Source organism: Klebsiella sp. GFKo11, assembly GCF_056490265.1.
In genome coordinates this window covers 2,360,766-2,385,730 of sequence record NZ_CM151369.1, presented here as the reverse complement: position 1 = coordinate 2,385,730, position 24,965 = coordinate 2,360,766, and the positions used below count along the sequence as shown (strand labels likewise).

28 protein-coding genes and 1 pseudogene are annotated in these 24,965 nt (G+C 50.5%); 6 read left to right on the top strand and 23 right to left on the bottom strand.

Translation table 11 applies throughout. From position 1 onward, the window contains the following. Positions 1 to 164: 164 nt before the first annotated feature. Complete coding sequence (locus AC07P6_RS11525) at positions 165 to 722, bottom strand: DJ-1/PfpI family protein (protein ID WP_304260011.1); 558 nt, start codon at positions 720 to 722, stop codon at positions 165 to 167. Between the two features lie 552 nt (positions 723 to 1,274). Between AC07P6_RS11525 and AC07P6_RS11520 the strand changes: the two genes are divergently transcribed. Continuing rightward, the gene (locus AC07P6_RS11520; RefSeq protein ID WP_478316345.1) at positions 1,275 to 1,778 is read left to right on the top strand and encodes a non-heme ferritin-like protein; all 504 of its coding nucleotides are present in this window, start codon (positions 1,275 to 1,277) and stop codon (positions 1,776 to 1,778) included. 322 nt (positions 1,779 to 2,100) lie between these two features. Continuing rightward, positions 2,101 to 3,612 carry an MFS transporter gene (locus AC07P6_RS11515; protein ID WP_478316974.1) on the top strand — a complete coding sequence of 504 codons (1,512 nt, stop codon included), beginning with the start codon at positions 2,101 to 2,103 and terminating at the stop codon, positions 3,610 to 3,612. 45 nt (positions 3,613 to 3,657) lie between these two features. On the opposite strand, the gene AC07P6_RS11510 is transcribed toward AC07P6_RS11515, so the two are convergent. Both AC07P6_RS11510 and azuC read right to left on the bottom strand, forming a co-directional pair. Next, positions 3,658 to 3,909, bottom strand: coding sequence for a DUF2766 family protein (locus AC07P6_RS11510; RefSeq protein WP_110274338.1), 252 nt, complete (start codon positions 3,907 to 3,909; stop codon positions 3,658 to 3,660). A 79-nt stretch (positions 3,910 to 3,988) separates the two neighbouring features. Next, entirely contained in the window at positions 3,989 to 4,072 is an 84-nt protein-coding gene (gene azuC / locus AC07P6_RS11505; RefSeq protein ID WP_004136622.1) for a stress response protein AzuC, read from the bottom strand. 209 nt (positions 4,073 to 4,281) lie between these two features. On the opposite strand from azuC, the gene AC07P6_RS11500 reads away from it, so the two are divergent. Then, entirely contained in the window at positions 4,282 to 5,703 is a 1,422-nt protein-coding gene (locus AC07P6_RS11500) for an MFS transporter (RefSeq protein WP_478316343.1), read from the top strand. A 47-nt stretch (positions 5,704 to 5,750) separates the two neighbouring features. Here AC07P6_RS11500 and AC07P6_RS11495 read toward each other — a convergent pair whose 3' ends face one another. After that, positions 5,751 to 6,389: an RpiB/LacA/LacB family sugar-phosphate isomerase gene (locus AC07P6_RS11495; RefSeq protein ID WP_110274340.1), complete on the bottom strand. Its 639-nt coding sequence runs from the start codon at positions 6,387 to 6,389 to the stop codon at positions 5,751 to 5,753. Between the two features lie 435 nt (positions 6,390 to 6,824). On the opposite strand from AC07P6_RS11495, the gene ftnA reads away from it, so the two are divergent. Then, positions 6,825 to 7,322, top strand: coding sequence for a non-heme ferritin (ftnA, locus tag AC07P6_RS11490; protein ID WP_110274389.1), 498 nt, complete (start codon positions 6,825 to 6,827; stop codon positions 7,320 to 7,322). A 36-nt stretch (positions 7,323 to 7,358) separates the two neighbouring features. Here the strand turns inward: ftnA and AC07P6_RS11485 are convergent, their stop codons facing one another. Next, positions 7,359 to 7,598, bottom strand: coding sequence for a YecH family metal-binding protein (locus AC07P6_RS11485; protein ID WP_110274341.1), 240 nt, complete (start codon positions 7,596 to 7,598; stop codon positions 7,359 to 7,361). A 194-nt stretch (positions 7,599 to 7,792) separates the two neighbouring features. Between AC07P6_RS11485 and tyrP the strand changes: the two genes are divergently transcribed. After that, positions 7,793 to 9,004: a tyrosine transporter TyrP gene (gene tyrP, locus AC07P6_RS11480; protein WP_478316341.1), complete on the top strand. Its 1,212-nt coding sequence runs from the start codon at positions 7,793 to 7,795 to the stop codon at positions 9,002 to 9,004. Positions 9,005 to 9,033: 29 nt separating this feature from the next. Here tyrP and AC07P6_RS11475 read toward each other — a convergent pair whose 3' ends face one another. From AC07P6_RS11475 to AC07P6_RS11435, 9 genes are all read right to left on the bottom strand, one after another. Beyond that, on the bottom strand, positions 9,034 to 9,702 hold the full coding sequence (locus tag AC07P6_RS11475) for a YecA/YgfB family protein (RefSeq protein WP_434662794.1): 669 nt from the start codon (positions 9,700 to 9,702) through the stop codon (positions 9,034 to 9,036). Between the two features lie 495 nt (positions 9,703 to 10,197). Beyond that, positions 10,198 to 10,557 carry a hypothetical protein gene (locus AC07P6_RS11470; protein WP_156234730.1) on the bottom strand — a complete coding sequence of 120 codons (360 nt, stop codon included), beginning with the start codon at positions 10,555 to 10,557 and terminating at the stop codon, positions 10,198 to 10,200. Beyond that, a complete protein-coding gene (locus AC07P6_RS11465) occupies positions 10,554 to 11,090 on the bottom strand; it encodes a lysozyme (RefSeq protein ID WP_156234729.1) in 537 nt (178 codons plus the stop codon). The genes AC07P6_RS11470 and AC07P6_RS11465 overlap by 4 nt, the downstream gene beginning before the upstream one ends. After that, positions 11,074 to 11,298 (bottom strand): class II holin family protein, encoded by a 225-nt coding sequence (locus AC07P6_RS11460; RefSeq protein ID WP_156234728.1) that lies wholly within the window; start codon positions 11,296 to 11,298, stop codon positions 11,074 to 11,076. Before AC07P6_RS11460 ends, AC07P6_RS11465 begins: the two co-directional genes overlap by 17 nt. 80 nt (positions 11,299 to 11,378) lie before the next feature. Then, a complete protein-coding gene (locus tag AC07P6_RS11455; RefSeq protein WP_156234727.1) occupies positions 11,379 to 11,576 on the bottom strand; it encodes a hypothetical protein in 198 nt (65 codons plus the stop codon). After that, entirely contained in the window at positions 11,569 to 11,943 is a 375-nt protein-coding gene (locus AC07P6_RS11450; protein WP_156234726.1) for a hypothetical protein, read from the bottom strand. Before AC07P6_RS11450 ends, AC07P6_RS11455 begins: the two co-directional genes overlap by 8 nt. A 2-nt stretch (positions 11,944 to 11,945) precedes the next feature. Beyond that, on the bottom strand, positions 11,946 to 14,165 hold the full coding sequence (locus AC07P6_RS11445) for a hypothetical protein (RefSeq protein WP_478316338.1): 2,220 nt from the start codon (positions 14,163 to 14,165) through the stop codon (positions 11,946 to 11,948). A 17-nt stretch (positions 14,166 to 14,182) separates the two neighbouring features. Further along, entirely contained in the window at positions 14,183 to 15,793 is a 1,611-nt protein-coding gene (terL, locus tag AC07P6_RS11440) for a phage terminase large subunit (protein WP_474523316.1), read from the bottom strand. Continuing rightward, positions 15,790 to 16,137: a hypothetical protein gene (locus AC07P6_RS11435; protein WP_086893363.1), complete on the bottom strand. Its 348-nt coding sequence runs from the start codon at positions 16,135 to 16,137 to the stop codon at positions 15,790 to 15,792. Before AC07P6_RS11435 ends, terL begins: the two co-directional genes overlap by 4 nt. Before the next feature lie 134 nt (positions 16,138 to 16,271). Between AC07P6_RS11435 and AC07P6_RS11430 the strand changes: the two genes are divergently transcribed. Beyond that, positions 16,272 to 16,709, top strand: coding sequence for a hypothetical protein (locus AC07P6_RS11430; RefSeq protein ID WP_181245128.1), 438 nt, complete (start codon positions 16,272 to 16,274; stop codon positions 16,707 to 16,709). Here the strand turns inward: AC07P6_RS11430 and AC07P6_RS11425 are convergent. From AC07P6_RS11425 to AC07P6_RS11385, 9 genes and pseudogenes are all read right to left on the bottom strand, one after another. Beyond that, positions 16,706 to 19,585, bottom strand: coding sequence for a hypothetical protein (locus tag AC07P6_RS11425; protein ID WP_478316336.1), 2,880 nt, complete (start codon positions 19,583 to 19,585; stop codon positions 16,706 to 16,708). The two genes, AC07P6_RS11430 and AC07P6_RS11425, sit on opposite strands and share 4 nt — an antisense overlap. Next, positions 19,585 to 22,314: a transglycosylase SLT domain-containing protein gene (locus AC07P6_RS11420; RefSeq protein WP_478316334.1), complete on the bottom strand. Its 2,730-nt coding sequence runs from the start codon at positions 22,312 to 22,314 to the stop codon at positions 19,585 to 19,587. The genes AC07P6_RS11425 and AC07P6_RS11420 overlap by 1 nt, the downstream gene beginning before the upstream one ends. Before the next feature lie 11 nt (positions 22,315 to 22,325). Next, entirely contained in the window at positions 22,326 to 22,772 is a 447-nt protein-coding gene (locus tag AC07P6_RS11415) for a hypothetical protein (RefSeq protein WP_478316332.1), read from the bottom strand. Beyond that, positions 22,772 to 23,071: a GNAT family N-acetyltransferase gene (locus tag AC07P6_RS11410; RefSeq protein WP_478316330.1), complete on the bottom strand. Its 300-nt coding sequence runs from the start codon at positions 23,069 to 23,071 to the stop codon at positions 22,772 to 22,774. Before AC07P6_RS11410 ends, AC07P6_RS11415 begins: the two co-directional genes overlap by 1 nt. 53 nt (positions 23,072 to 23,124) lie before the next feature. Beyond that, positions 23,125 to 23,448: pseudogene (locus tag AC07P6_RS11405) on the bottom strand (portal protein); the annotation flags it as partial. A 3-nt stretch (positions 23,449 to 23,451) separates the two neighbouring features. Next, a complete protein-coding gene (locus tag AC07P6_RS11400) occupies positions 23,452 to 23,724 on the bottom strand; it encodes a hypothetical protein (protein WP_478316328.1) in 273 nt (90 codons plus the stop codon). A 10-nt stretch (positions 23,725 to 23,734) separates the two neighbouring features. After that, positions 23,735 to 24,175, bottom strand: a complete 441-nt coding sequence (locus tag AC07P6_RS11395) for a hypothetical protein (RefSeq protein WP_478316326.1) — start codon at positions 24,173 to 24,175, stop codon at positions 23,735 to 23,737. Positions 24,176 to 24,203: 28 nt separating this feature from the next. Further along, positions 24,204 to 24,500: a hypothetical protein gene (locus AC07P6_RS11390; protein WP_015365933.1), complete on the bottom strand. Its 297-nt coding sequence runs from the start codon at positions 24,498 to 24,500 to the stop codon at positions 24,204 to 24,206. A 155-nt stretch (positions 24,501 to 24,655) separates the two neighbouring features. Beyond that, positions 24,656 to 24,958 (bottom strand): Ref family recombination enhancement nuclease, encoded by a 303-nt coding sequence (locus AC07P6_RS11385; protein ID WP_041165551.1) that lies wholly within the window; start codon positions 24,956 to 24,958, stop codon positions 24,656 to 24,658. Positions 24,959 to 24,965: the final 7 nt, after the last annotated feature.

Sequence of the window (24,965 nt, the reverse complement as noted above, 5' to 3'; positions counted from 1 at the left end):
CTCCATACGAGAGCGCTATCACATCGCGGAATTACAGTAATTGCGTGCATAAAAACAGCGAAAAAAGACATAAAAAAAGCGCTAATTGTCAGACAATTAACGCTCGCATTAGCAATATTATCTATATCACCAGCAGACTTATCCTTGTGGATTCAGATTTTCCATCACCAGCGGCAATAAATATGCTCGGCATGATTGCGCACGGGGGCTTCATCGCCCAACAAGCGTGCCGCAACGGTGAAAGAGAAATCAAAAACGTAACCAAAGCCTTTACCGCTGATCAGGTTGCCGTCTTCCACTACCGGCGCATCAACGTATTCTCCCCCGCTCACGTTCTGCCAGAGATCCCCGGAGCAGACATAGCGACGCCCCTTCAGCAAACCGTTGCCGCCCAATACCCGCGCCGCCGCCGAACAAATTGGGCAGATCAGCTTACCGGCTGTGTCGTGGGCCGCAATAAACGCCACCACTTCCTGGCTGGCGGCAAGATTCACGCTTCCTTGTGGGCCGCCAGGCAGAACCACCGCGTCATAAAGCGTCTGTGCTCGTTCTGTTAACGTGCTGTCTGCGACCATAGGAATATCGTGATAGCTCACCACCGCGCGCGATTCGGCACAGGACAGTAGTTCTACATTGATGTGCAAGCGACGAAGAATATCAATAATCACAATCGCTTCACCTTCCTCGAAACCAGGTGCTAACAGCACCGCTACTTTTTTCATTTCTGACTCCTTCAGATAGCCAAATAACAATCGTGTGTTTACAAAAGCAGTATTTTTTTAAATTATCGTTATGCCTTGTTTCTAAAATCACAAAAAACATAATCTAACGCAATTTACACCTTTTACGAAGAACAGATTAACACACAATCAAAACCATAACCCAATATAAATGAAGCGTAATTTCATTTAGTTACTTAGAACTACTACAAATCAACGACAAAAGCAATAAATATCATTTAAAATCATGTATATAAAAACAACGATGACCTAATGAAAAATAGTTACCATTACATAAACACACTTAAATAAAGTTAATTATGGATGGTGTAACGAAACGTAAATAACATCATATGAGAGTTTCCTTAATCACCCAGTGGCGCTATTCTACATTCATCGGTAATCGCAATTTAATTACCCCTCATATATTTGAAGTACAGATAATTATTATTCTGGTACTTTACCTGCACGTCATGTGTCCCGAATTAAGACTCTCTAAGGAAGATGATTCAGGGTGTAGCCAGGACTCCTTTACAGGTTAATAAGGATATTTTTATGATCGTCCCAGGAATGGTTAAGAAACTGAATAACCAAATGAATCTTGAATTCCATGCATCAAACTTATATCTACATTTAAGTGAGTGGTGTACTCAGCAACGGTTAAACGGTACCGCAACGTTTTTGCGCAGCAGGGCGCAATCCAGGGTAACCCAGATGATGCGGGTTTTTGATTTTATGAAAAAAACCGGCGCCGTGCCGGTGGTGAAATCTGAAGGTTCCAGCCAACCAGAGTGTGCTTCCCTCGAAGATCTTTTTGCTACCACCGTTGCTGATTATCAGCAACGCAGCAGTATATTGATCGACCTGACGGAAGAAGCTAAAGCGCAAAGCGACGATGCCACCTGGCATTTTTTAACGCTGCTGGAAAAAGAACAGCGCCAGGACGGTATCCTGCTGGAAACCATTCTCGATGAAGTGCGCAATGCGGATAAGGATGGAACGTGCGTGCAACAAACCGACCTTCGTTTGTTAGATCTGGTCAGCAACCAACATAATTAACGCTCACAGCAAATGGTGTATCGCTGATAAATGCCCAAAAACCATATATTAATATCATCAATGTCCTTATAGACAATTCTCACCAACCCATCTTTTTCGGCGCTTCGGCGCCGTTTTTATTCCTAAAAAGCATTAAAAACTTTTAACTGGATCTCATTAATGCTCAGGCATGGGATTTAGCCGGTTTTTAGTGATGTAGATCACGTTCAAATCCATCACTTAAGAATATAAAAACAGTGTTTCAAAAATTTAAAACACGGAGTTTATTTTAATGGCAAGATACGCGGCTTCAGCCCCTCAGGGGCTGCAGGGAAGACCGATTTTGTTACGCCATCAGTTAGCCTACGGCGGCGGGAATTTACTGGGAAGCGGCGCGCTGGCAATCAGCGGCGCATGGCTGCTTTATTTTTATACAACATTTTGTGGGCTGACGCTGATCGAGGCTTCGCTCATTTTCTCCGTCGCCAGTATTATCGACGCGATCAGTAATCCTCTTATGGGTTATCTCACCGATAATTTTGGTAAAACGCGTCTCGGCAAACGCTTCGGACGCCGCCGCTTCTTTTTATTAATCGGTATTCCGCTCATGATGTTCTACCCGCTGCTTTGGGTAGAAGGTCTTGGGTTCTGGTACTACCTATGCACTTATGTAGTCTTTGAAATCATTTATACCTCGATCATGGTCCCCTATGAAACATTGGCGACCGAAATGACCGACGATTTTTCACTACGCTCAAAGCTTACTGGCTACAAAGCGATCTTCGGTAAACTGGCTAACTTCCTGGCAGCATTTATTCCAGGTCAGTTCATCCTGCTTTACGGCAAAGAATCCGCGACCCCATTTTTCCTGACCGGCCTGACCTACGGGATCATTCTCATCGTTGCGATCTCCTGCTTGTGGTACTGCAGCTGGGAACGTCCGCGCGAAGAGGAAGTCAGCAATAGTGAGAAAAAAGGCTTACTCAATACTCTGCTTATGCTGGCGAAGGATATGCGTTCTACCTTTTATCTGCGCGTGTTCCGTAAACATCTGGGCATGTACCTCTGTGGTTTCGGCGCAGAATGGCTGTTTGCGTCTATCTTTACCTACTTTGTTATTTTCGTCCTGCAGCACGATCCGGCGATGGTCGCCGGGCTAAATAGCCTGAATTCCATCCTGCAACTGGTCTCTACGGCGCTGTTTATCGGCCTGTGCGTGAAAAAAGGGTTTAGTAAGCCCTACATTCTGGCGCTGAGCGTGGTTATTTTTGCCGTGCTGCTTTATACCTCGCTGTGGTTCTTCCATTTGCCTGCACATCTGGCAACCATCCTGATGTTTGGTATCACCGTCCTGTTCGGACTGGGCACGGGCGGCGTGTACTACATCCCCTGGACCGTATATACCTTTTTAGCCGACGTTGACGAGATCTATACTGGCCGTCGTCGTGAAGGTATCTATGCTGGCGCAATGACCTTTTCCGGGAAAATCCTACGCTCTATCATCGTCTTCACAATGGGCGCTATCCTCAGCTTCTACGGCTTCCAGTCAAAAGCGCATACGCAACCTGAAAGCGCGGTAACCGCTATTGCGGTCGTGTTCTGTGTGGGCGTAGTCCTGCTGGCTTTGGCGGCGATCGTCTTCAGTAAGCAGATGAAGCTGGATCGCAAAGCGCATATGGTGGTCTTGCAGGAAGTCGCGCGGATTAAAGCTGGCGGCAAAATTGCCGACATCACACCGGATGTGCGCCTCATCGTTGAAGATTTAGTCGGTCACCGCTACGAAGAGTGCTGGGGCAACAGCAAGTTATTTAACAATACTCAGGAGACGCCGGCCCGTACCGCCGTTTCCCACTAACCACATAACGACGCCCCGCCATCACTTGATGGCGGGGCTATGTATTTAGTGTGCCTCACCTTGCGGGGTGAACTTCAGTTCAATTAAGGCAATGGCTTTTTGTACCGCCCGCAGCGTAACCGGATCGGCCGATGCAGGATGACTGGCAAAATCGATGGCTTTTAACTGAGTGGTCATTTTCTCGCGCACTTCGACAGGGGCGATGATATCAATAACGTCGAGAATCTGTTTGATGACCAGTTGGCAGGCAACCACGTCGGAAACCAACTCGTCATTTTCGGTGAGATGTTGAGACATTTTTTACTCCTTTTTTCAGGAGCGTAATAGTAACCTAAATCTTAAGAGATAAAAAAACCTGCCGCAGCAGGTTTTTTTATCAGAACATACCGCCAGGGGGTACGTCTTTGAAGGTTTTGCAGTAGTTTTCAAACATGCTTTTGAGGATTTTGCGCAGCTTCATGGATTGACTCCGTTTTTGTTATGCAGGTGTTAATGTCTACAGGACTATAATATGACTTACATCACAAAAATCAATATGAACATGCGTCAAATCACACTGTTTTTACAAAAATAATTTAAATATTAAACAAAAATGAGCTGAATCGAACAGTTAAAGCAACATGCTCTGCGTCGAGTTTGGCCCCTCTTTGCTATGGCAGCGACACGACAATGAGCACAAACATCTCTTCCAGGGACGATCGTTCTTTTTCAGCACCCGCACTGCTGGTGGCTGGCGCGTTTTTTATGGAGTTCCTCGACGGCACGGTGATCGCCACTGCCCTGCCGGACATGGCGAAAGACTTTGGCGTCACAGCGGTCGATCTCAATATCGGTATTAGCGCCTATCTCATTACGCTGGCCGTGCTGATACCGGCCAGCGGCTGGATAGCCGATCGCTTCGGCGCACGCAAAATCTTCACTCTCGCGCTGGCGATTTTCACGCTGGCTTCTGTTTTTTGCGGGTTATCAACCAACGTCGACATCTTCGTGGCGATGCGAATTCTGCAAGGAATAGGCGGCGCGCTGATGGTTCCAGTAGGCCGACTGGCAGTTTTGCGAACGACACCGAAGCATCAGCTCATTAAGGCGATTGCCACCCTGACCTGGCCGGCATTAGTGGCCCCCATTATCGGCCCGCCGCTGGGCGGATTTATCACCAGCTATGCCAGTTGGCACTGGATTTTCTTTATTAACGTGCCCCTTGGGCTCATCGCTATGGCCCTGTCTTTGCGCATCATCCCAAACATTCGTGAAGATGAACCACGGCCTTTTGACCTTCCCGGCTTCCTTGCCACTTCAATCGCCATGATTAGCCTGGTCACCGCCATGGAATTTCTCGGCGATCGTCAACCTTTGAGTTGGCAAACTCCGGCGCTGCTGGTATTAGGCCTTGGCAGCATGTTGTTCTCACTGCGCCATTTCCGTCGCGCAGCCTGGCCGATGGTGCGCCTCGATGCGCTGCAAATACCGACCTTCAAGGTCACTATGTACGGCGGCTCGCTGTTCCGTGCCTCAATTAGCGCCGTCCCTTTCCTGCTGCCGCTGCTGTTTCAGGTCGGGTTTGGTATGGACCCATTCCACTCAGGGTTGCTGGTGCTGGCCGTTTTCGTTGGTAATTTAACCATCAAGCCCGCGACAACGCCGTTAATTCGCTGGCTGGGTTTTCGCCGCCTGCTGCTGATCAACGGTGCGCTGAATGTACTCTCGCTGCTGGCCTGCGCTTTTTTAACACCACAAACGCCAGTCTGGCTGATTTTCGTGATTCTCTATCTCGGCGGGGTATTCCGCTCTATTCAATTTACCGGCGTCAGCACCCTTGCTTTTGCCGATGTGCCTTCGGCGCAAATGAGCTATGCCAATACGTTGTTCAGCACCGCTTCGCAGCTGGCCGTTGGGCTTGGGATTACGCTCGGGGCGATCGGTATTCGTATTGGGGAGAAGTTCAGTGAATGGTTTAATCTCACAAGTCTGCCGGGGATCAGCTTCCGTCTGTCGTTTATTTTTATTGCGTTGATTTGTCTGGTGGGAATGATTGATAGCCTGCACCTGGCAAAAGATGCCGGTAGCAACGTGTCCAACAAAAAGAAATAGCCCAAAAGAAAAGGCCAGCAGCGCTGGCCCTGGATATTTGCAGGAGATTAACCGACGATCTGGCGAACGAACGCTTCGATCTCTTTGTCCTGGCAATTTTCGAAGAAGCACTGCTGGAAGCGCGGGCCAGACACGGCAGTTTTCACCAGCTCTGGGTCGATAGCACGCAGCGTATCCAGATAGTTATCTTTCACTACTGCGGCCTTAACGGTGTTCAGAATGCCAGCGTTACGTACCTGAGGCTCTTTACGCTCCGGCGGATACCCTTCGCCGTTACGCCCTGTGAACGCTTTCTCGAAAATAAAGCGTACGTTCAGCTCTGCGCCCCAGCCAAAACCTTTCGCGAATGGCAGAGAAAGCGCGTTACCGTTGTTAATCTGCGCAAACAGGAACGCATCAGCAGGATCAATACAGTAGCCACAAACTACGCCCGGATGGATGTTCAGAGACATCATTGCACCCTGGCCGGTACCGCAGCCGGTGATCACGAAGTCTACCGCTTTAGAGTTCAGCAGGATGCTGGCCATGATACCCAGATGGATATAGGTCAGGTGGTGATCGTTTTCATCGCTCATGCCGACGTTGTAAACCGGAAAACCTTTCTCGTCTGCAACAGCGTTTAACTCGTTGAGGATGATGGCGTTTTTGTTCGCCTGGCTGTTTTCCATCATCAGTGCGATTTTCATGCTTTACTCTCCTGAATGCTGTGCGGGTTTTCCCGCGATAGTTCGTTAACGTTGTGAAGAACAATACTACCTTACGAACATACTTTCAAATTTTATGAAAAGTTGTTTTATAAATTGCATATCGCCTCACACTTTCATCTCCCACAGCATCCGGGCGTTGCTTTCTTACCCCCCACCCTTTTCTCACCAGGCTAACCCAAGCGCTCATAGCCACTCGAAGTCGCGCGTCCCTTTTTCAAGAATAAGTCGGACCCATAATTAATATTGATAATATTAAATTAAAACCATTCTCATTATTTATTAAATTGCCAATGCGTGTTATTCCCATTTGCATTAGTAATAAATGAATTTATTAATTTACTTTTTGCAAATAAATTAATAACAAATTATAGTGACGGCACAATCACCTTTGACTTTATTTGCGGAGCAAGCCAGATGCTGAAAACTGAAATGATCGACAAACTTAATGCACAGATGAACCTTGAACTTTATTCTTCTCTGCTTTATCAGCAAATGAGCGCATGGTGCAGCTACCACAGCTTTGAAGGCGCCGCCGCGTTTCTGCGCCGCCACGCGCAAGAAGAGATGACCCATATGCAGCGTCTGTTCGACTACCTGACCGATACCGGCAGCCTGCCGTGCATCAATGCCATCGCCTCACCGTTTGCCGAATATACTTCACTGGACGACCTGTTCCGCGTCACCTACGAACACGAACAACTCATTACGCAGAAAATTAACGAACTGGCTCATGCGGCAATGTCCAGCCAGGATTATCCGACCTTTAATTTCCTGCAATGGTATGTTGCTGAGCAACATGAAGAAGAGAAACTGTTTAAATCCGTTATTGATAAACTGACCCTCGCAGGTAAAAGCGGCGAAGGTCTGTACTTTATTGATAAAGAGCTGGCAACGCTCGATACCCAAAATTAATGAAGACGGCGGCGACGCTTAGCGATCGCCGCCCTATTAATGGCGACAAATTTTACTTTCGTGCGTATTAAACCCTTCCTCTGCGGCAATAAATTTGCCCTTTTTCTGCAAGAATGCCACTAACTCCGCCGCACTCAGGTTTTCCGCCGAACAGGTATGGAATCGTGCATCCGTCCCGAAACGGCTGGTAATCGCCGCTTCCAGACTGGCCACGGTGTAAGGTTCGCCTGAAGCGATCATCATCTGTAGAACTTCATGACCATGAATTGATTGCATAATATCCCCCATAAAACGCACAGGATAACCCCGCTTATTATTCCGATTCTTGCGCCAGCGCAGGCTTAACGTAAACGTTCAAAATCGTAAACTTATTATTACACACACTGTAACCTGCATTTGACGAAATCACTGATTTCACATACTCTGCGCGGCATAATTCATTGTGTAATCCGTCATGGATAGAGAAAAGCGTGAAGAACCGCACTCTTGGTAGTATTTTAATCGTCGCTGGCACCACCATCGGCGCAGGGATGTTGGCGATGCCTTTGGCATCAGCAGGCGTAGGTTTCGGCGTAACGTTAGTTTTGCTGATCGCCCTGTGGGCGCTGATGTGTTACACCGCGTTACTGTTGCTTGAAGTTTATCAGCACGTTCCGGCTGACACGGGGCTGGGCTCCCTGGCGGCGCGCTATCTGGGGCGTTACGGGCAGTGGGCCACCGGTGTTTGCATGCTGTTCTTACTGTACGCACTTACCGCGGCCTATATTAGCGGTGCCGGTGAACTGCTGGCTTCAAGTCTCAATCAATGGCTGGGCTGGACGCTACCACCTGCGGTTGGAGTACTGCTGTTTACAGGCATCGGCGGGACGGTGGTTTGTATCGGTACGTCACTGGTTGATCTCTTTAACCGCTTTCTGTTCAGCGCCAAAATCATTTTCCTCGCTATTATGCTGGCGCTTCTGCTACCGCATATTCATCAGATAAACTTGTTGACTCTGCCGCTACAGCAAGGGCTGGCGCTGTCGGCGATTCCAGTAATTTTTACCTCGTTTGGTTTTCACGGCAGCATACCCAGCGTCGTCAGCTATCTGAACGGGGATATACGCAAGCTGCGTCGGGTATTTGTCATCGGAAGCTTTATTCCACTGGTTGCCTATATTTTCTGGCAACTGGCAACCCTGGGCAGTATTGATTCTCCAACTTTTACCGCTCTGCTGGCACAAAATGCCGGACTCAACGGGCTGTTAGAAGCGATTCGTGAAGTCGTTGCCTCGTCGCACGTTGAGCTGGCGGTTCATCTTTTTGCAGACCTGGCGCTGGCGACTTCATTTCTCGGCGTCGCGCTTGGCCTGTTTGACTACCTGGCCGATTTGTTCCAACGTAAAAATGGTCCGGCCGGGCGTATACAGAGTGGTGTAATCACCTTTTTACCCCCTCTGGCGTTCGCCCTATTCTATCCACGCGGTTTCGTGATGGCCTTAGGTTATGCAGGGGTCGCGCTGGCAGTATTGGCGCTAATGCTACCTTCGTTATTAGTGATGAAAAGCCGTAAGCAGCATCCTGACTCCGCCTGGCGAGTCGCTGGGGGGTCACCCGCGCTGTGGTTGGTTCTGCTGTGCGGAATCGGAATTGTGGCCATTCAGTTTGCTATCGTCGCAGGATTGCTGCCTGCGGTGGGATAAAAAATCAGGGGCCAAATTGGCCCCTTTACTTATTTTGCTAAGCAGCACTGCTTATATTTCTTACCGCTACCGCATGGGCAAGGATCGTTACGCCCAATTTTCGCCTCATTTCGTATTGGCTGCTGGACGTCAGCCGGCTGAGCATGCTCAGTCCAGTAGTTGTAAAGCGCCAGAGCCGCCGGACGAATACGCTCTACGCTGGCAATGAACTCTTCAGCGGATAATTCATCAAGCGCTTCAAATCGTTCCTCGGTGCCGTGCAGGGCGATGGCATCCAGTTCAGCTTGTAGCTCAGTTGGTAAAGCAGACCAGTCACTGAGGCCGACGCCGCGCATATAACCGAAGCACCACTCTTCTACGATGGTTAACTCCTGCCCTTCCTCTTCACGGCAGCCAAACATGGGTTCGAACTGTTCAGGATAATCACTTAAGCGCTCGGCAGTATCGCTCATATGTTGCAGCGTCAGGTTCACAAAGCGATCGCGTTCGCGATCGTTGGCCCAACGCGGCACTTTATCCGCCCCGCCCCAGATAGCCAACAACCACTGCGCAGGTTCAATTTCCGTCGGCCCGGAGAGAATTGCCGTCAGCAATCCATCAAGTTCGGCAACATCCATGATGGTGCCTTCTTCTGCATATTTCGACAGGATCTCATCCAGCCATTCAACTTCGCTTTCGTTCAGGGGTCCGGTTTTCATAAACAGTCTCGTGGTCGTAGAAAAATGGCGCTTACAGTAGCGGAAATAGCGAGAGAAAACCACCTGACATCACCCATTCAGGAGAGTTAATCTTTTTAATAATAGACTGGGGACAAAAACAAAAAAACCACCCGGAGGTGGTTTCACGACACTGCTTATTGCTTTGATTATTCTGCTATATCCCAATGGTACCCGGAGCGGGACTTGAACCCGCACAGCGCGAACGCCGAGGGATTTTAAATTGGTGGTGGTTATTATAAATATCAATTAGATATGAAATAAATCCGAACATACACCAATAAATTAGCAACATGAATACAATAAGTTACAGCGATATTTTAGACTATCTTCTGACGCTTATCATACCCCAAATTCAATATTTATTCAGTAGCACGATACCACGATTGCCAGCGGTAGATATTGGTACGCAGCTCCCGCACGCACTCCGCTGACTGTGTATCCGCCAGCAGATCAGCGTCGCTATCTGCGCCAGCGTTACTTAGCTTGCACGGCCGGTTCATCAAATCCGGGGATGGCGTTGGCCGCGTCGATTGCTCGTTGGCGCAGCTGCACAGCGTCACTATCAAACTTGCACACAGTACGATTCGGGTCATTGACATATTTCACCACATCACGATAAACAGTACGGTAAATCACTTTGGCTTCGACGTTCGCCGTCGCCGCCTTCTGCTCGCCAGCGGCAACCGCTTTTTCCTGCTTAGGTAGCCTTTCTTTAGCCTGGCTGTTTACTTGCTCAGAATGCTTGTACCAGCCCTTCAAGTACCCCGCCCAGAAAATGCCAGCGCATACCGCCAGCACTCCCCCAACAATCAACAGTCTGGTTTTACCGTTCATTCGTACAGTCCCCAGCACGTTAATGCACTTTCCTGCTCCCGGCGGTCAACCTGCCCGTAACAGCCGTTTTTCTGTCCTTTGGTTAACCGGCAATCCCGGCCACCGTCGAATACCCACCGGCGGATCTCCGCGCATGCCCCTTTGCGGTCGCCGGCATTCAGCTTGCGGTAGAACGTCGAGGGGAAGCACTTACCCGGTCCGATGTTATACGGGCAGAATGAGGCTATGCCGACCTTCTGCGGTGGCGTGAGTGGAACATACACATTCTTTTCAACCCACGCCAAAGCTTTATCGCGCTCGATAGCGTTAACCTTCTTGCACTGTGCCTCGGTTGCTCTTTGTCCCTTTATGACGCGCTTGCCATCTATTACGGTTACTCCGTGGCACAAAGACCAAACACCGCCGGGATCAACAACGGCCACCAGCGCGTTACCTTCTTTTTCGCTGATAAACTGATCGAACAGCACCGGCGCAGATGCACCGGCGGCCAGAAGCGCCAGCATTGCGGCGCTGAACTTAGCTTTGTTGCTCATAGTCCTGTGCCTTCCGCCGGTCGTCTTTAATTTTGAAATACAGATTGGTGAGGTAGGTAAGCAGACCAAAAACGATACTGGTCAGAACGCCGATAGCCGCCCACTGGCTGGGGCTTACCTTATCGAGAAGTTGTAGCAGCCAGTAGCTGCCACTAACTGTGGACGTGATATACGACGTTCCCGCCGCCACATCCGGCAAATTCTTCATTCGCATGCCTTACCCCCATGGGGATCACTAAGAGTAGTGACTGAAGGTAATGCGCGTTATTGGTCGGAATCCTGACTAAGTTAAAATTTCGACATCGAGTTGTCTAAAATTTTAGCCTGATAACCGATGCCGTATTTAATACCGTTAGCTTCAACCACAGGACAACCGACTGACCAGTCGCATTTATCAACCAGAATGCCACTGAGTTTTTTACCATCATGAGTCCTGATTGTTACTCGCTGGCCCACCTTTAACTGCCGAGCGTTAATTTTACCCATCTGAATCACTCACTAAGCCTTTAGCCATTTCTTCGGCTAATTCTGTTTGCTCCGCCTCTTGTTGCTTTTTCGCAGCGATTTCAGCAGATTTAGCGTCTAACTCTTCGATTGCCTGCTTGAGAAACTCTTCAGCGTCTTCAAGCGGACTATCACCACCCGAATAGGGGCAATCAATATGGCGAATACCTGTCTGTCCGTACCCTGCCACCGTCACTTCAAACTCAACCGTGGCTATGTCACCAGATATAAAGACGATTGAGTTTGCGGTATAGGTTACGTCAACAGCACCTTCAGCCTCTTCAATCTGAAAACCCAGCGATGATGCCGAGTTTTGTTGGGTTATTTTTCTCGCGATGGTAATGCTCATAATTAATCCCCGGTAGGTACTTTCTGCGCAACCCAGTCAACATTCAGAACGTGTGAGCTACCCGTAGTCACGCGTAGCCAGCTCTTAATCACGTAACGAGAACCCGCAACCCCCTGTATTGTAAAGGTCATATTTTTTACTTCATCTCCAGACTGATATGTTCCAGAGACAGGCATGGAAATGCTGGGGTATTCATGTTTCTGTTGATAAAAAGAAGCGACCCCGCGAATGTTGACGGACGTTGTGGCACCTGTAATTGTCACGCCGCGTTCGATGTATTCTTTGTTACCCCCATCAACACCGCCATCCCATCGGTAGGATTCGTATGTCGCACCGATTAGCTGAGCGCCGCCACTTATATGCAATTCAGAATTACCATGGCCGCCGTCATACACACAACGTGTATATAATCCCGCTGACGCATAGATTTTGGTGCCGTTAATTTTTACTGTCGCTGATGCTGTTAATTCAATGGCGTTTCGGATTAGAGATGCACTGGAGTCATAACCAAAACCCCAGATTTTCCCACCGAGAAGCTCTACAGTAGGACCATTAGTCCTTATTACAGAACCAGTGAAGTTATTTAATGTGCAACCAATGAATGAAACGACAGCGTCTGGATCGCCAACATCGTTAATATAAATAATGTTAGGAGCGATACGGGAAAACTCAGAGCCGCGATCGCCAGTTAATCCGCAGGCAATAAACATCAGGTAATTGGTAAAATTTTGCGCATAAACTGGGTATACGCAATGATCTGCCGTACAACCAACGAATTTAAGCCTGTCTGCAGAACCTGTAAAACCCCATGCCTGCATAAAAAAGGTATAGCAATAGCCGTAAGCAAACAGGTTGTTGATAGTGGCCCAGTCAATACGCCCAAACCTGAACGCCACGGCATTATCATGCATCCATTGTTTTAGGGTTATGTCATAGTTATATGGAGATGTACTTCCTGCAACGTAGTTATAATTCCACCGGATATTTTGGATAACAGGAACGTCCAGAACCTGAGTTAATGACACCCCAATATAAAGAGGTGCGCCGATTATCTGGTCGATTACAACCCTTGACGAAGATCCCGAGTCAGCGCTATTAACAATCCCCCCGAGTCGAAATGCGTAATACGCGTTGCCAACATCCAGGCATTCAAACCGGGACTCGAATGCACCACCGTGAAAAATAGGCGGGTACACGACAGGCGCGGTTATTGTGTCTGTTAAGGCAGTTACCTGATTGGGGTATCGAAACCGGAGATTACGAAACCGGTTAAACCTTCCTCCACCGAGAGAATTGCTCGTGCGCAAATCAAAAGTACCGTAAGTCCCCACGGGATTAGTTATATTGAAATTAACGTAACTTCCTTCCGGGCCAATAAATCCTGTCCTTTGAGCGAATGGGATGTCGTTCTCGTCGATATCATATGTTTTCCCGGACTCGAAGATGACAGCCTCACCCGAGGCAGCAGCCTCTCTTATAGCCAGCATGACATCGCCAGAGTTTTTAGCCAGATAGTAAGCAAATGGCCTGGTGGGAACGTTGAATACGTGGATATAGTTGACCGATGCCGCCCCTATAACATCCGAAGCCAGCTCGATCATCACATCAGCTGCACTTCCTGACTCCGGAAGAACAGGTATGGGGTCCCCCTGACTATTAAAGGCAAGAATCTTATTTTCCCTGGCCGCAACACTAGGCAGCATTCCGACGCTGGGTTCCGGGACGCGTAGCGTCCTCGCTAGATTTGTTTTCCCATTTTCGACAACAAATTTTTTTGTCGCTGCATCCTGATCATTAATGGGATCAGCAATATTTGCAATCCGGTAACCATCCGCATTGAATGGTCCACCACCAAAAAGCGGGCGGCTAAGTGCAACGCCGAGATAAATGAATGCGCGCTGAATAGCCATCCAGAGGCGGTCAAAATCTTTGTTAACCGTATCGGCCAACAGGTCGCCGTTGTCCTGGTAATCAGTAAGCCTGTAAGTCGGCGTAACACGTTCAAAAATGACAGTAGCGCCATTGGCAGGGGCGGTGAGAAAAGTCACCTCGCCGCCATTGGTACTCCCTACACCAGACACGGTATAGCCGGATGTTACTTCGTTGCCGTTGATGGTCACCTGAATATCGCTGGCGCTGATCAGGTAAAACTCATAGGCAAAGACAGTGGTCAGCCCGTTGGCAGTATAAATGTTATAGGGTGTCTGGTTCGGTACCGACATACGAGGGACTCCGGCGGCTAGTAATCTACGGCGACCATGTGATCGCCATCGTTTGGTTGCCAATGTTCCCGCGCCTGCGCGGTCGGAATCCCGACCAATTTACCAATACGCACTGGTGTTGAGCTGATAGCCCCGGAGCCGGAGTCGATAAAGTCATCGGGCTGATTAGTCAGCGCCGGGTTAAAATCGCGCATCTGGTCGTACATAGGGCCGTCGAGCACGTCGGTATGCGCCCAGAGGAACCGCGACGACAGCGGCGCTTCGAATGCATCAAGTATGCGTTTCTGTTTATTGGTGACGCTGAACTCTTCCCGTACGCCGCAGCCGGTCCCCTTCAGCGCCTGTATCAGCAATTTCCCGGCAAAGCTGCCGGGGCCGTTCACCTCAACGCATACCAGCGGGATCTGATACTTCAGCACCAGTTCTTTAATCTGCATCACCTGGCCTCCGGTGATTTTGTCGTTGTCGTCGAATTCCGCCAGTTCGCCTGTAAGCCCCTGGCAAACATGCCAGTACAGATGCCCGCGTGCGTCAGTGAACACCAAGGAGAACGCCGAGGCGTCGGCCTTAACTTTGCCGGTGGCCACATCCCACCAGGCGACAGCGCCAACAATTTGCGTCTGGCCAAGCCACATTGAGCAGGAGCGGTTCGCGTATCGGATTTCAGGCTGTACGTTGTATTCTCGGATACGGTCAGGGTCGAGTCGAACTTCGCCAATCGGTTTACTGTGCAGCTGGTACTGGCTATCCCATTCGTTGACTGTGCGGCACTCTTTACGGCGCAGCAGTAATTCATCATGATCGAAACGGCCCGGCCACGCGCAGCCGGCGTAAAAATCCACGACCGTTTCAGGCGGTGCAGCAAATTCCACACCGTCTTCAGTCAACCGGTAATCAGTACCCTCGACCAGAAGCCGGGCGGCTTTATGGATCCCAACGAAAACATATTCCGGGCGGAACGGTACCCGGTATCGTTTTCTGGTCGCCTTCTTCGCTTCGACGCGATGCTCTTTATCGAACAGCTTTATTGTGAGGCAATCGGCGCCCTCCGCTTCTTTTTCATCGTAAAGGCTGTCGTGGGTATGCGGAGTACCGATAAACAATTTTCGGCCACCGGGTATCAAAATATGCGTCTGCTCGCTTAGGCGATAGCGCAGTTTTTCGCGAGCCTCCGGAGTCTGGATATTGCCGGGTACCTCCACGTCATCATTCTGGCACTCGTTGGCACGGGCACCGGTAACGTTCGACAGAATGCCTTTTGCGAACATGCTGGCGTTACGCATATCCAGCGCGCCGTTTACCCACCATTGCTCGATGGTACCGATGCCGTCCGGCAACATGCCTTTCGTCAGTGGATGGTTGCGCAGAACGTTTTGGGTGTCGCGGCTGGTCTTTCTGGCAGTAGTATCGGATTCCGACTGGTGCAGAATGCGGTACTGGCGATCGCAGTAATACCGCCAGGCGTTATAAACGCCCAGAATAGTGGATTTACCAAAGCCACGAAAACAGCGAAGCACCGCGAGGTTTCCGCGATGCTCCAGCCAGTGGCAGGCTTTATAGTGGCAGTCCGGCACATCCCAGTTCATCCGCTCCGCCCACATCAGGAAAAAGGCGAGGAACGAAATCATTTTTTGCCTTTTTGTTGCAGCCTCTCGATCACTTCCAGCGCTTTACGTTCAGCAGCTGCTACCTGCTGCCCTAACTGGAACGCTTCATCGTCCGGATCCTCTCCGCCGGGTTTAGGTGTTCCCCCGCGCGTATGCATGCCAATCAGAGAGTGGACTTTTACCAGCAGCGTCAGCGATGCGGCCGCGTTCTTCTTATGCCAGTACCGATCACCGCGTTCCTGTTTGGTGTGCTTTGTGATTTCCTTCCCTGCCCCCGGCCAGTTATCCGGATCGGCTTCTTCAAGAACTACATCGGTGAGCTTATCGCTAAGAGCGGTCAGGCGGGTTTTGTAATCTGAATGCATAAAAAAGCCCCGTGGTTATCCATAGGGCTATAATGTGCCGGGCTAGAGGTCGGAATCCTGACTATTGCATATGCAGCGATGTACGTATAAAACTAGCCGACATTAATATAATTATTTTCATTCAGAGGCTCCCTGTGAAAACTTTATTCCCCTTAATACTGTTTATCGTAACTTCTACCGTATGCGCCAAAGAAGTTAAATATGACTTCCCTCCAGATGGGGAAATGGCAAAATCACTCAAACCAGAAATTGTTGGCGTGGCTAATTATGAAATTGTCAATAGAAGCGTGCGCTTAAAAGCTTTAGATGTTGGTGAAAAAGATGTTTCTCTCCTGGTAGTCATAGGTGCTACCGACACCAGAAAACCCGTTACTCAAGCTAACATCCCTGACAAACAATCCATCTCATTAACTAAACAGCAAATTGTGAACAAATATTGTGCACCATTCGGGTATGGCAATTGGTACTTTGATGCCTTCAAACAGCGGGGTGTAAAACTGCACTATTACTTTTACTCGGCAGTAGACACCCCGTTATTTACATTCACGGTAAATAAATCTGATTGCGATTAACGCATACCGGGGTCGACCTGGTTAATCAGCGGTGCAATCCAGAACAGATTATTACCGGGTAACAGCGTTCGCACGCTATGCAGCACACGGTCGCCGGCGTCGCCATTCAGCACGCCGGCGGTTACATCTGTAACGGTATCCAGCAGGCCAAAGGTTGGCCCCAGAGCAGAACCGATAAAGCCGCGGCTGGCGTAACGGGACTGCGTTCCGGTGCCGAGCAATGGCCCTAGCCCTACCATCCCGCCGGATGCCTTTTCAGCCATGTTGTTATATTCCATCAGCGGGCCAAGGATACCGGAACGGTCAACACCCTCAAGTGCCAGTTTTTGCGGAGACCAGTCGATTTCTTTACCATTCGCAGCCTGTTTAAGCGCATACGTGAGCGCACCGAGGGCAATCTGAAATGCTGTGCCGTAGTAAAACTGCGCGGTACCTTCTGATAAACCGCCAATTGTTGCCCTGTTATATGATGCCGTCGTGAAGGAGCGGAACTGGAAAACTGTGCGTCCGATTGGTGAACTGGCCCATAGTGGCGTATCGCCTACCCCCGGCGTGATAATAATGTTGTTGGTATCCTTCAAAACTGCCGACTGGAATACACCTGCAGCGTAATCATCATCCCATTTTTCAAAATTGCCAATATGCCAACCATCAAGCACCTCACCATGCTTACGAAACTGTTCGTTTATGCGCGCGGCTGTAGATGGACTGATACCCAGTTTCGCAATACGGGAAGCTGGAGCCGCCCCGGAAAGAATACTGTCAGCGGTTACCATACCGTTAATCGCTTTGTTAATGTCGTTGTATTGCCCCATTAATGTGAGCTTTCCGAATACATCAGTAACGCGATCTAACCCAGCTTCGGCCGCGTTCGTGCGAGTAGAGCTATCAACCAGATCAGCCATCAGACGCGAACGGGAGTTAAGCACCGTTTCGACCATAACCCCCATCTTTTTCATTTCGCTTTTGTTGGCTGCAAACGCCGGCGACTTGGATATCAGCGCACCATAACCCTTCATGGTTTTACTGAACCCGTTGACCATCACTCCTCGAGCGAGATCGGGAATAGCGGAAACCGTCATACCGCCGAGTTTAGTTACGAAGTTTACATTACGCATAGCGCGGCCAGCTCGTACAAAAAAGGATGATGGATCGTCAGGCATTCCATACGTACCAACCAGCCGATCACGCATGGCCGTAATATCCCGGATATCATTATCACGGGCTTTGGCTAATTTAGCCTGATCCTGGGGGCGCGCCCGCATCAGTTCATCGTATTCATCCTGTATCGCCTTAAGTTGGGACTCAAGGTTACGGTTTCCGAACACACGAGTTAACTCGATATCAGGAGAAGCCTCTCGGATATGCCTCTGCAATACGTAGTTAGCATCACTCTCCAGATAATCCCGCATCATATTGTCTGGGAGATTTAAAGTACGCTGCCGGGAACTTCCTGGGACTTTAACAGTAAAAACGTTCGTAAAATCCTGGGGGATTTTTGCTCCAACAATTTTATTTATCGTTGCGTCTGCGGCGATCTCTGCATCTTCCCGTGACATAGCCGAAGCACCACGCGACCACCAGTTAACTAAAAGATCGCTGAATTTATCGCGCTCCTCAACAATTTTCCCCACTCTGTAGACTCGAGGAAAATAACTGGTCTGTCCCAACGCTTTTAGCTCCGCATCAGGAGGGAGTAAACCTAAATCCTGCTGGGCTACTTTCACCCTGTCTACCACCTGACGCAATGCACGTGCAGCATCCTGAACAGCAGCGTTCCCATGAATATCGCCATTTCGCATGGCGTCTCCAACTTCCTCGCGGAATCTGGTGTAATTGAGATCTCCGCCATCAGCTTTATATTTGGCATACGCCTGTTTATTGGTTACCACCACCGCAGCTTCTTCCCTTCGCCAGCCACGCACACGGGTTTCAGCGGCAACGGGGGTCTCGAACCCGCGCTGATTACCACGCAGCGCAAAGTTATTTTCCGCCAGCTCTAGCGCTGTGATCCGCGCATTGCGAGACGGCGACGATATAACCCGTGATATAGGTGTCATGTATCCGCCAGCTTTTAACGCAATATCCGCCGCTTTTCCTCCGTCGAGGGTGAGATCGTCAAGGGTTGCCTGCCTGATCTGCATAGCACCCACGCTCCCGCCATCCTGTAGGCTGTCCATTCCCCGGTTAATAGCGTCAGCCATACCTGCATTTTCAAGTGCATCGGCCATTTCCCGCGTGGCTGCGGCCCTGACTCCGGGGGATAACATTGCACCAGCACTTGCAAAAATACCGCTGAACATAGCTCCGGCTGTGATGTGCGCTGCACTTTCCCCCAGCGTCCTAGTGTACTGCTGGTTATTCAGCGCAACTTCGCTAAGCGCAGTACCGGCGGCACCAATAGCAATCTGAGAACCAATACGAGCAGCCAGGCTTCCCTGCGCACCGGGAATAAACATCGATGCGACCGTGACAGGGTCGATAATTCCGGCAGCGATACTGGCCAGAGTTCCTTCAGCGCCTGCTTCAGACAGCAACTGGCGGTCTTCGTTTTCATCGTCTATCTGGTTTTTAATCCAGGCGGTTTCCTCTGGAGATTTTGAATCCGCAAAGGCGGATCCCCATTGTTCGTACCCCTTTAGTTCGTTTTTATCAGAATAAGGGTTATACCCGTCCGCCGGTTCGAATTGTTTAGCCGGGCGGAACATTCCGGCCAGCAGGTTATTCTGACGAAAAGCGGCATCCCATACAGACGGTTGCTGTTGCAGCGGTTCCGGGTTGGTTCCTTCAGGCAGAGATACATCAAAACCAGTTGGCTCCTGAAGAGCATTATCCATTACGCTTAGCGGTTCGTCAGATTGTGGGTAGAAAGGCATTATTCATTACTCCATGAAAAGTAGTTTTTGACCCTGTTCATACGCTCATCATGCAAGCGCTGATACTGTTCATCGAGCGCACGATGTTTTTCTTTAAAGCCCCGAATATCTTTACCGCGTGATATTTCCTCTTCGCCTTGTTTCTCCCTCTCCTGCTGCATTTTTTGATACGGCCCCCATTTTTCAATGTCAGGTTTCCAGCGCATGGGACGACCAAATTTATCGTAATAAGGCTGTACGCTCTCGATTCCATCTTTATCTTTCATGCGAACAACAACTGAATATTTGCGGTCGCGATGGGTATCCAAATCTGGTGTAATCTCTAGCTCTCCGCCGATACGAGATTCAGGTGTATTGGTGGTTATTACTGGCGCAGCCCCGGAAGTTATTCCAAGCTCTGTTGGGCTCGTTAATATTTCTTTACTGCGTTCCCCATACATTAGTTCTTCTTTTTCTTCTTTCCACTGCGCAGCCTGCCAACCAGACGGCCCGTAGTTATAAAGAGCTTCAGGCGCGTATTTCATAAACTGAGCACTGCCATTTACATCGCTAATACTCCATGTTCTGGATATCTGTACGTTGGTCATTTTTTTAGCTAATTCGGCGTTACCGCCCGAATTGCGATAATTAATGTCATACAGTGACTGGTAGTCATTACGGAATTTTACAGCATTAGGATTCTGGTCATCCGCGGCGGGGCCGCCAAAGCTGTACCACGGTTTCATGCTGCTGACTGCGGAATCCATCGCGCTGGCACGCTCTTTTTTGTACTCCTTCGTGCTCTGCGTAGAAGACAATTGCGATTTCAGTGCGTCGGTCTGGTTGTAGGTCACGTTCTGTGCTTGTTTTACAGCCGCATCGGGTGCCATTCCAGCATCGGATAACTGTTTAACTGTCAGATAAAAACTTTGCATGTCCTTTGGCATGTCGCTAATAGACGCAGGATCCGTCCTGTACAGGGAATCGAACAAATTAGCTCCCTGCTTCACCACATCCGGACTGTCAGAGCGAGAAATAGCATTCAGTTGCGATGTAACCTGCGACGGGATAATGCCCGTCTGGTTAACCTGCTGCACGATAGCGTCGTGAGTGGTGGCGTCGTTAATGCGGAAGTTAAGCGCCGATGTCGTATTGTCCGCCGCCTTCTGCATGGATTTGTTGCTCGGGTCGAGTTTCTCGCCAGAGATCAGCGCATCGTTAAAGCGGGTAGCATCACGCTGCGCCTGAATATTGGCGTTACTCTTCTGCACCAGCGCACTAAGTTTGCCGTGCGCATCAAGTTTTAGCGCATAATCCGGGTCGTTTGCCTGCGGTTTCACTTTCGCCAGTTCGGCCTGCTGTTCTGCCGGGGTGACGTACTGAATAGCCTGGAAAGTTCTGGCGTTATCGATCGCAATATCCAGCTGCTTGACCGCCGTCTGCCCCTGTTCACCATATGCAAACAGAATGGTGGAAGCGTTCGGCATAGCGTCCGGCACCTCGCCGTTATACAGCTGCGCCATCGTATTATTGAGAATCGGGTCAATCTGCTGGCGCAGCGCCGTACGCTGCTGGCGGATCTGTGACTCGGCGATATTGTCGATTTTATTCACAGCCACGGGGTCAAGGCCGGTTTTGTTTTTGTTATAGCGGGACAGCCAACCTTGAGTTTCAGCAGGCAGTTGCTTAACGAAATCAGCCATCGATATTTCGCCTTTGCGCGGGTCGCCTACTTTAGAGATCAGTTTATCGACGTTACCAATCCCCCAGTTATACGCGGCCCCGGCCAGTGGTTCTGACTGGTATTTTTTACTGAGCTGCCCGGCATAATCGCGAGCCAGCTGCGCATGCTGCACCGGGTCATCGGGGTTGTATTCCACGCCACGTTTAGCCGCAAGCTCCTTTCCTGTATCCGGCATCAACTGATATTCACCTTGTGCTCGTTCCCCGCTCTTCGTTACGGGACCTTGCACGAGGCTACCGTCGGCATTACGGTGCTTGCCGCCGGATTCCACCAGGCCAACCGCGCGCATATCAAGCTCCCCGGTGCTGCTGTTTACCAGTGAAAAATCACCATTCAACCAGCCAGTGGGATTTGTTACTGCATAGTTCTGCGCGCGCTGCTCAAGTGCTTTCTGGTTTGCTTCGGAGATTGCGCCATCGATGCTTTCCTGACTCCACCCGCGAGCCTGGCCATATAATTCAATCGAGTGCTTGCGGGCACCACGAATCAAACTGGCCTGCATCGGGTTATCGTAAGCGCTGGCCTCTTGCTCTACGGAGGTGCTCACCGTCGCGTTTAACTGCTGGCGCTGGGCTGCATCTGTCTGTGAGCGCTCGAACGAACTGTAGGTGCTGGTTCGGCGGACCTGGCCAGCCTGCCACTGCGCATCAAAATAGTTAATCTGGCTGGGCGGTACTCGTTTACGGGCCTCCTCGTATTCCGAAGCGTCGGCCTTATCCATATCAGTCACTACGCCAGAGGAATTAAAGCCCTGTCGCGTTACCATCGCGCCGGTTTGCGGGTTTTCCCAACGGTCATTAGATTTAGCATCCAGATCCGTTAGTATCGCCTGCGTCGCGGCTACATCAGCTTTATCCTGTACCCGCTGCAAGTCATCACTAACCTGCCCTACCGCGGCACCAAACCCGGAAAGGGCGTTACCGACCGCCGTAACATTACCCAGAGATACGCGGCTCTGCTGCGCTTGCGGGGTTAAATTGCCAAAATTTCCCGTTGGTATTCTCACGTTTTTATCTCCTATCGTGTTTTCCAGCCGGTGTACATCTTCGATCCGGATGAAAGCAAAGAACCCCCAGCGCTAAGCATGCTGGACTGTTTAGCCTGTTGGCCGCTAATCACATCTGCCTGCGCCTGCGCACGCATCCGGTTAGAACCATTTACGCCATTCAAAATCGTTGTGTATGCATCCTGTTCAGCATCACCGGCGATGCCGGATGTAACGCGAAGTGCAGTACCTTCCCCAGCTTCAACGCCTGACGCACCGTATGAGGCATTCGCCGAAGAGGCCTGTTGTGCTCCCTGCTGGCGAATACGTTGCGCCTGCACTTTGGCGGCGGCGGTGTTTGCATCAGCATCAGCGCTGGCCTGAGCGGCGTTATAGTTTGCTGCTGCCTGTGCATCATTGCCCTGTTTGAACGCCCCCAGCGCTGAAACCGCTGCGGATGCTAAAGCTACCCATGCCATTACTTACCCCCAGAAAAGACGATGCCGACATGTTGCAACCCGAGCCGCTCATACAGCCGCCCGGTACGTTCTTCATCGATGCCGGTTGTAATACCCATATCAATCTGGTCAGCGCCTTTTTCTTTCGCCCAGTCGATGTACTCTTTCGCCAGACGGTAACCAGCCATCGTTCCCCGGTGAGCTTTTTCAACGTATAGCCCCAGTTCATAGGAAATCGTCGCATCAGCAAAATAGTGATCGGTCACCACCGCCGCTATCGCGCCAACGATATCGCCGTTTCTCTCCGCAACTGCCACCATGCCAGAGGGTGAATCAATTAACTGACGGAGCAACGCGGCAAATTTAACGCCGTTACCAGCGTTGCACAGGTGGACAACCACGCCTTAGCGTCATCAGGCAGTAATTCGCTGTCAAGGTTCAGCCATTGAGCATTCGCCGGGGTCATCCCTGACATAAGCGCGGACGCCAGCATGCGGGCGCTGTCGGTGGCTGTGCCGTCCAGCAGCTTTGCAACCTTATGTTTCGCGCTTTGTGCGTCCAGCACCTCAGACGAAAACCCGGCCCCGCGCAGCGGATAGGTGTAGTCGTAGCACTCCCGCCAGACGCTTTCGTGCACCTGGCGATTTGCTTTCAGCGTGTCAGCGCGCTTGATTAGCCTGCTGGCGAGTTGATCCATGAGTTAAGCCCCTAACGTGTTTTTTGCGGCCTGTGCGCCAGAAGCCAGCAAAGAACTGCCGGAATCTGTGGCACCAGTAGAACCGCTGGCCAGCAGTGAAGAACCTGCCTTGCGCTTTTTGCGCGCGGCTGCATCGGCATTAGCTGCACGTGCAGCAGCATTGGACGCGGCGTCGGCTTCAGCCTGTGGGTCAGTTGTCTGTACGTCCGGGGTTTTGTCCTTAGTGAACAAACCAGCAGGATCGAGAACTTTTTTCGGGTCAAATCCACCACACATAAAAATCTCCTTAGCCCGGAACGTGCCAGCCGTGTTCGGTTAATACCGGCGCACTGCGCACGGGTTGCTTTTTGCCTTCCTCGTTTGTCACCTGCTCCGCCGTACCGCCAGTCCTTACCTCAGTGGCTTTGTGTACCAGATTGAGGAAGTCGAGGCAGTTGGTCAGCGGGTGGCCGATAATGTCGGTGAAGTCGTACTCTTCGAAGCGGGCAACGATAGCAGCGCCCTGCGCGTTGAGCGTGGCGAGAATGGCGTTACGTTCTGCCAGTTGAGTACCATCAAGCAGGGTTGAAACTTTTTGCTGCACGGTCTGTTCGTCGCTGCCGTTCCCCTGCTGCTGCGCGCCGTTCTGTTCAGCAGTAATTAACTGCCCCTCTGTAACGAGCGTTTTTTCTTCCAGAGCCGCTTTTTCCTGCCCCGGCGTCTCAACGATTTTTTTCGGTCGAGCCATTTTTTTTCACTCCTGAATTAGTGAGTCGTCATTGTGTGTTGCCCTTCTGGTCAGTTTCCCGACCAAAAACAGGGCGGCGGAACGTCCACCACTGGCGGTAAAGCACAGTAGGGAGTTTTTTACGGTCTGAGCTGGTAGCCAGACACCAGAGAGCAATCAGCGCTTCACCGTGACCATGGCGAGGCTCTGATCCAGATTTCCAGCCGAGGACGGCGGATTTTGAAACGCCAAGTTCATCGGCGATTTGCTGAGTGGTGAGGTTTTTTCTGGTCAGGTCGGTAATGACTCTGAACCAGTCTGTACGGAAGGTGGCGACCAGCGGCATAAATCAGCCCCCTAAACGCGCGCGTGCGCGAGCATAGAGAAGGGCAAAATCGCCGCCCGCCAGAATGAAAAAGGAGCCTGAACAGAATTTCATGCTTTCCGGACGCGTTGGCCAACCGCATTTTTTAGCGTTATCTGCTGCTCTTAGAGACGGAATTAAATTCTGCATAAGCGTAATTCCTTTACCTCGTTAGTGACCTGTTCGAGCAATTCAGTCTCCGTTCCGTAGTTTTCTTCCCATGTTTTTTGCCCTGCGTGGATAGCTACGCCGTGGCCGCCGGTTCTGTGGTGTGGAGGGCAAAGCGGGAGAGTTTCTTTGTGGTCGGCGCGCTGGGCTATGCCCTGCCCTTTGCGGATATGGTGAACTTCTGCCGGTGTAGCGCCGTAGCCAAGATTTCTGCATACGACGCAACCCAGTGATGCAACGTCTTCCAGCCAGCGCTTATCGTCTTTGGTCATGGCGATA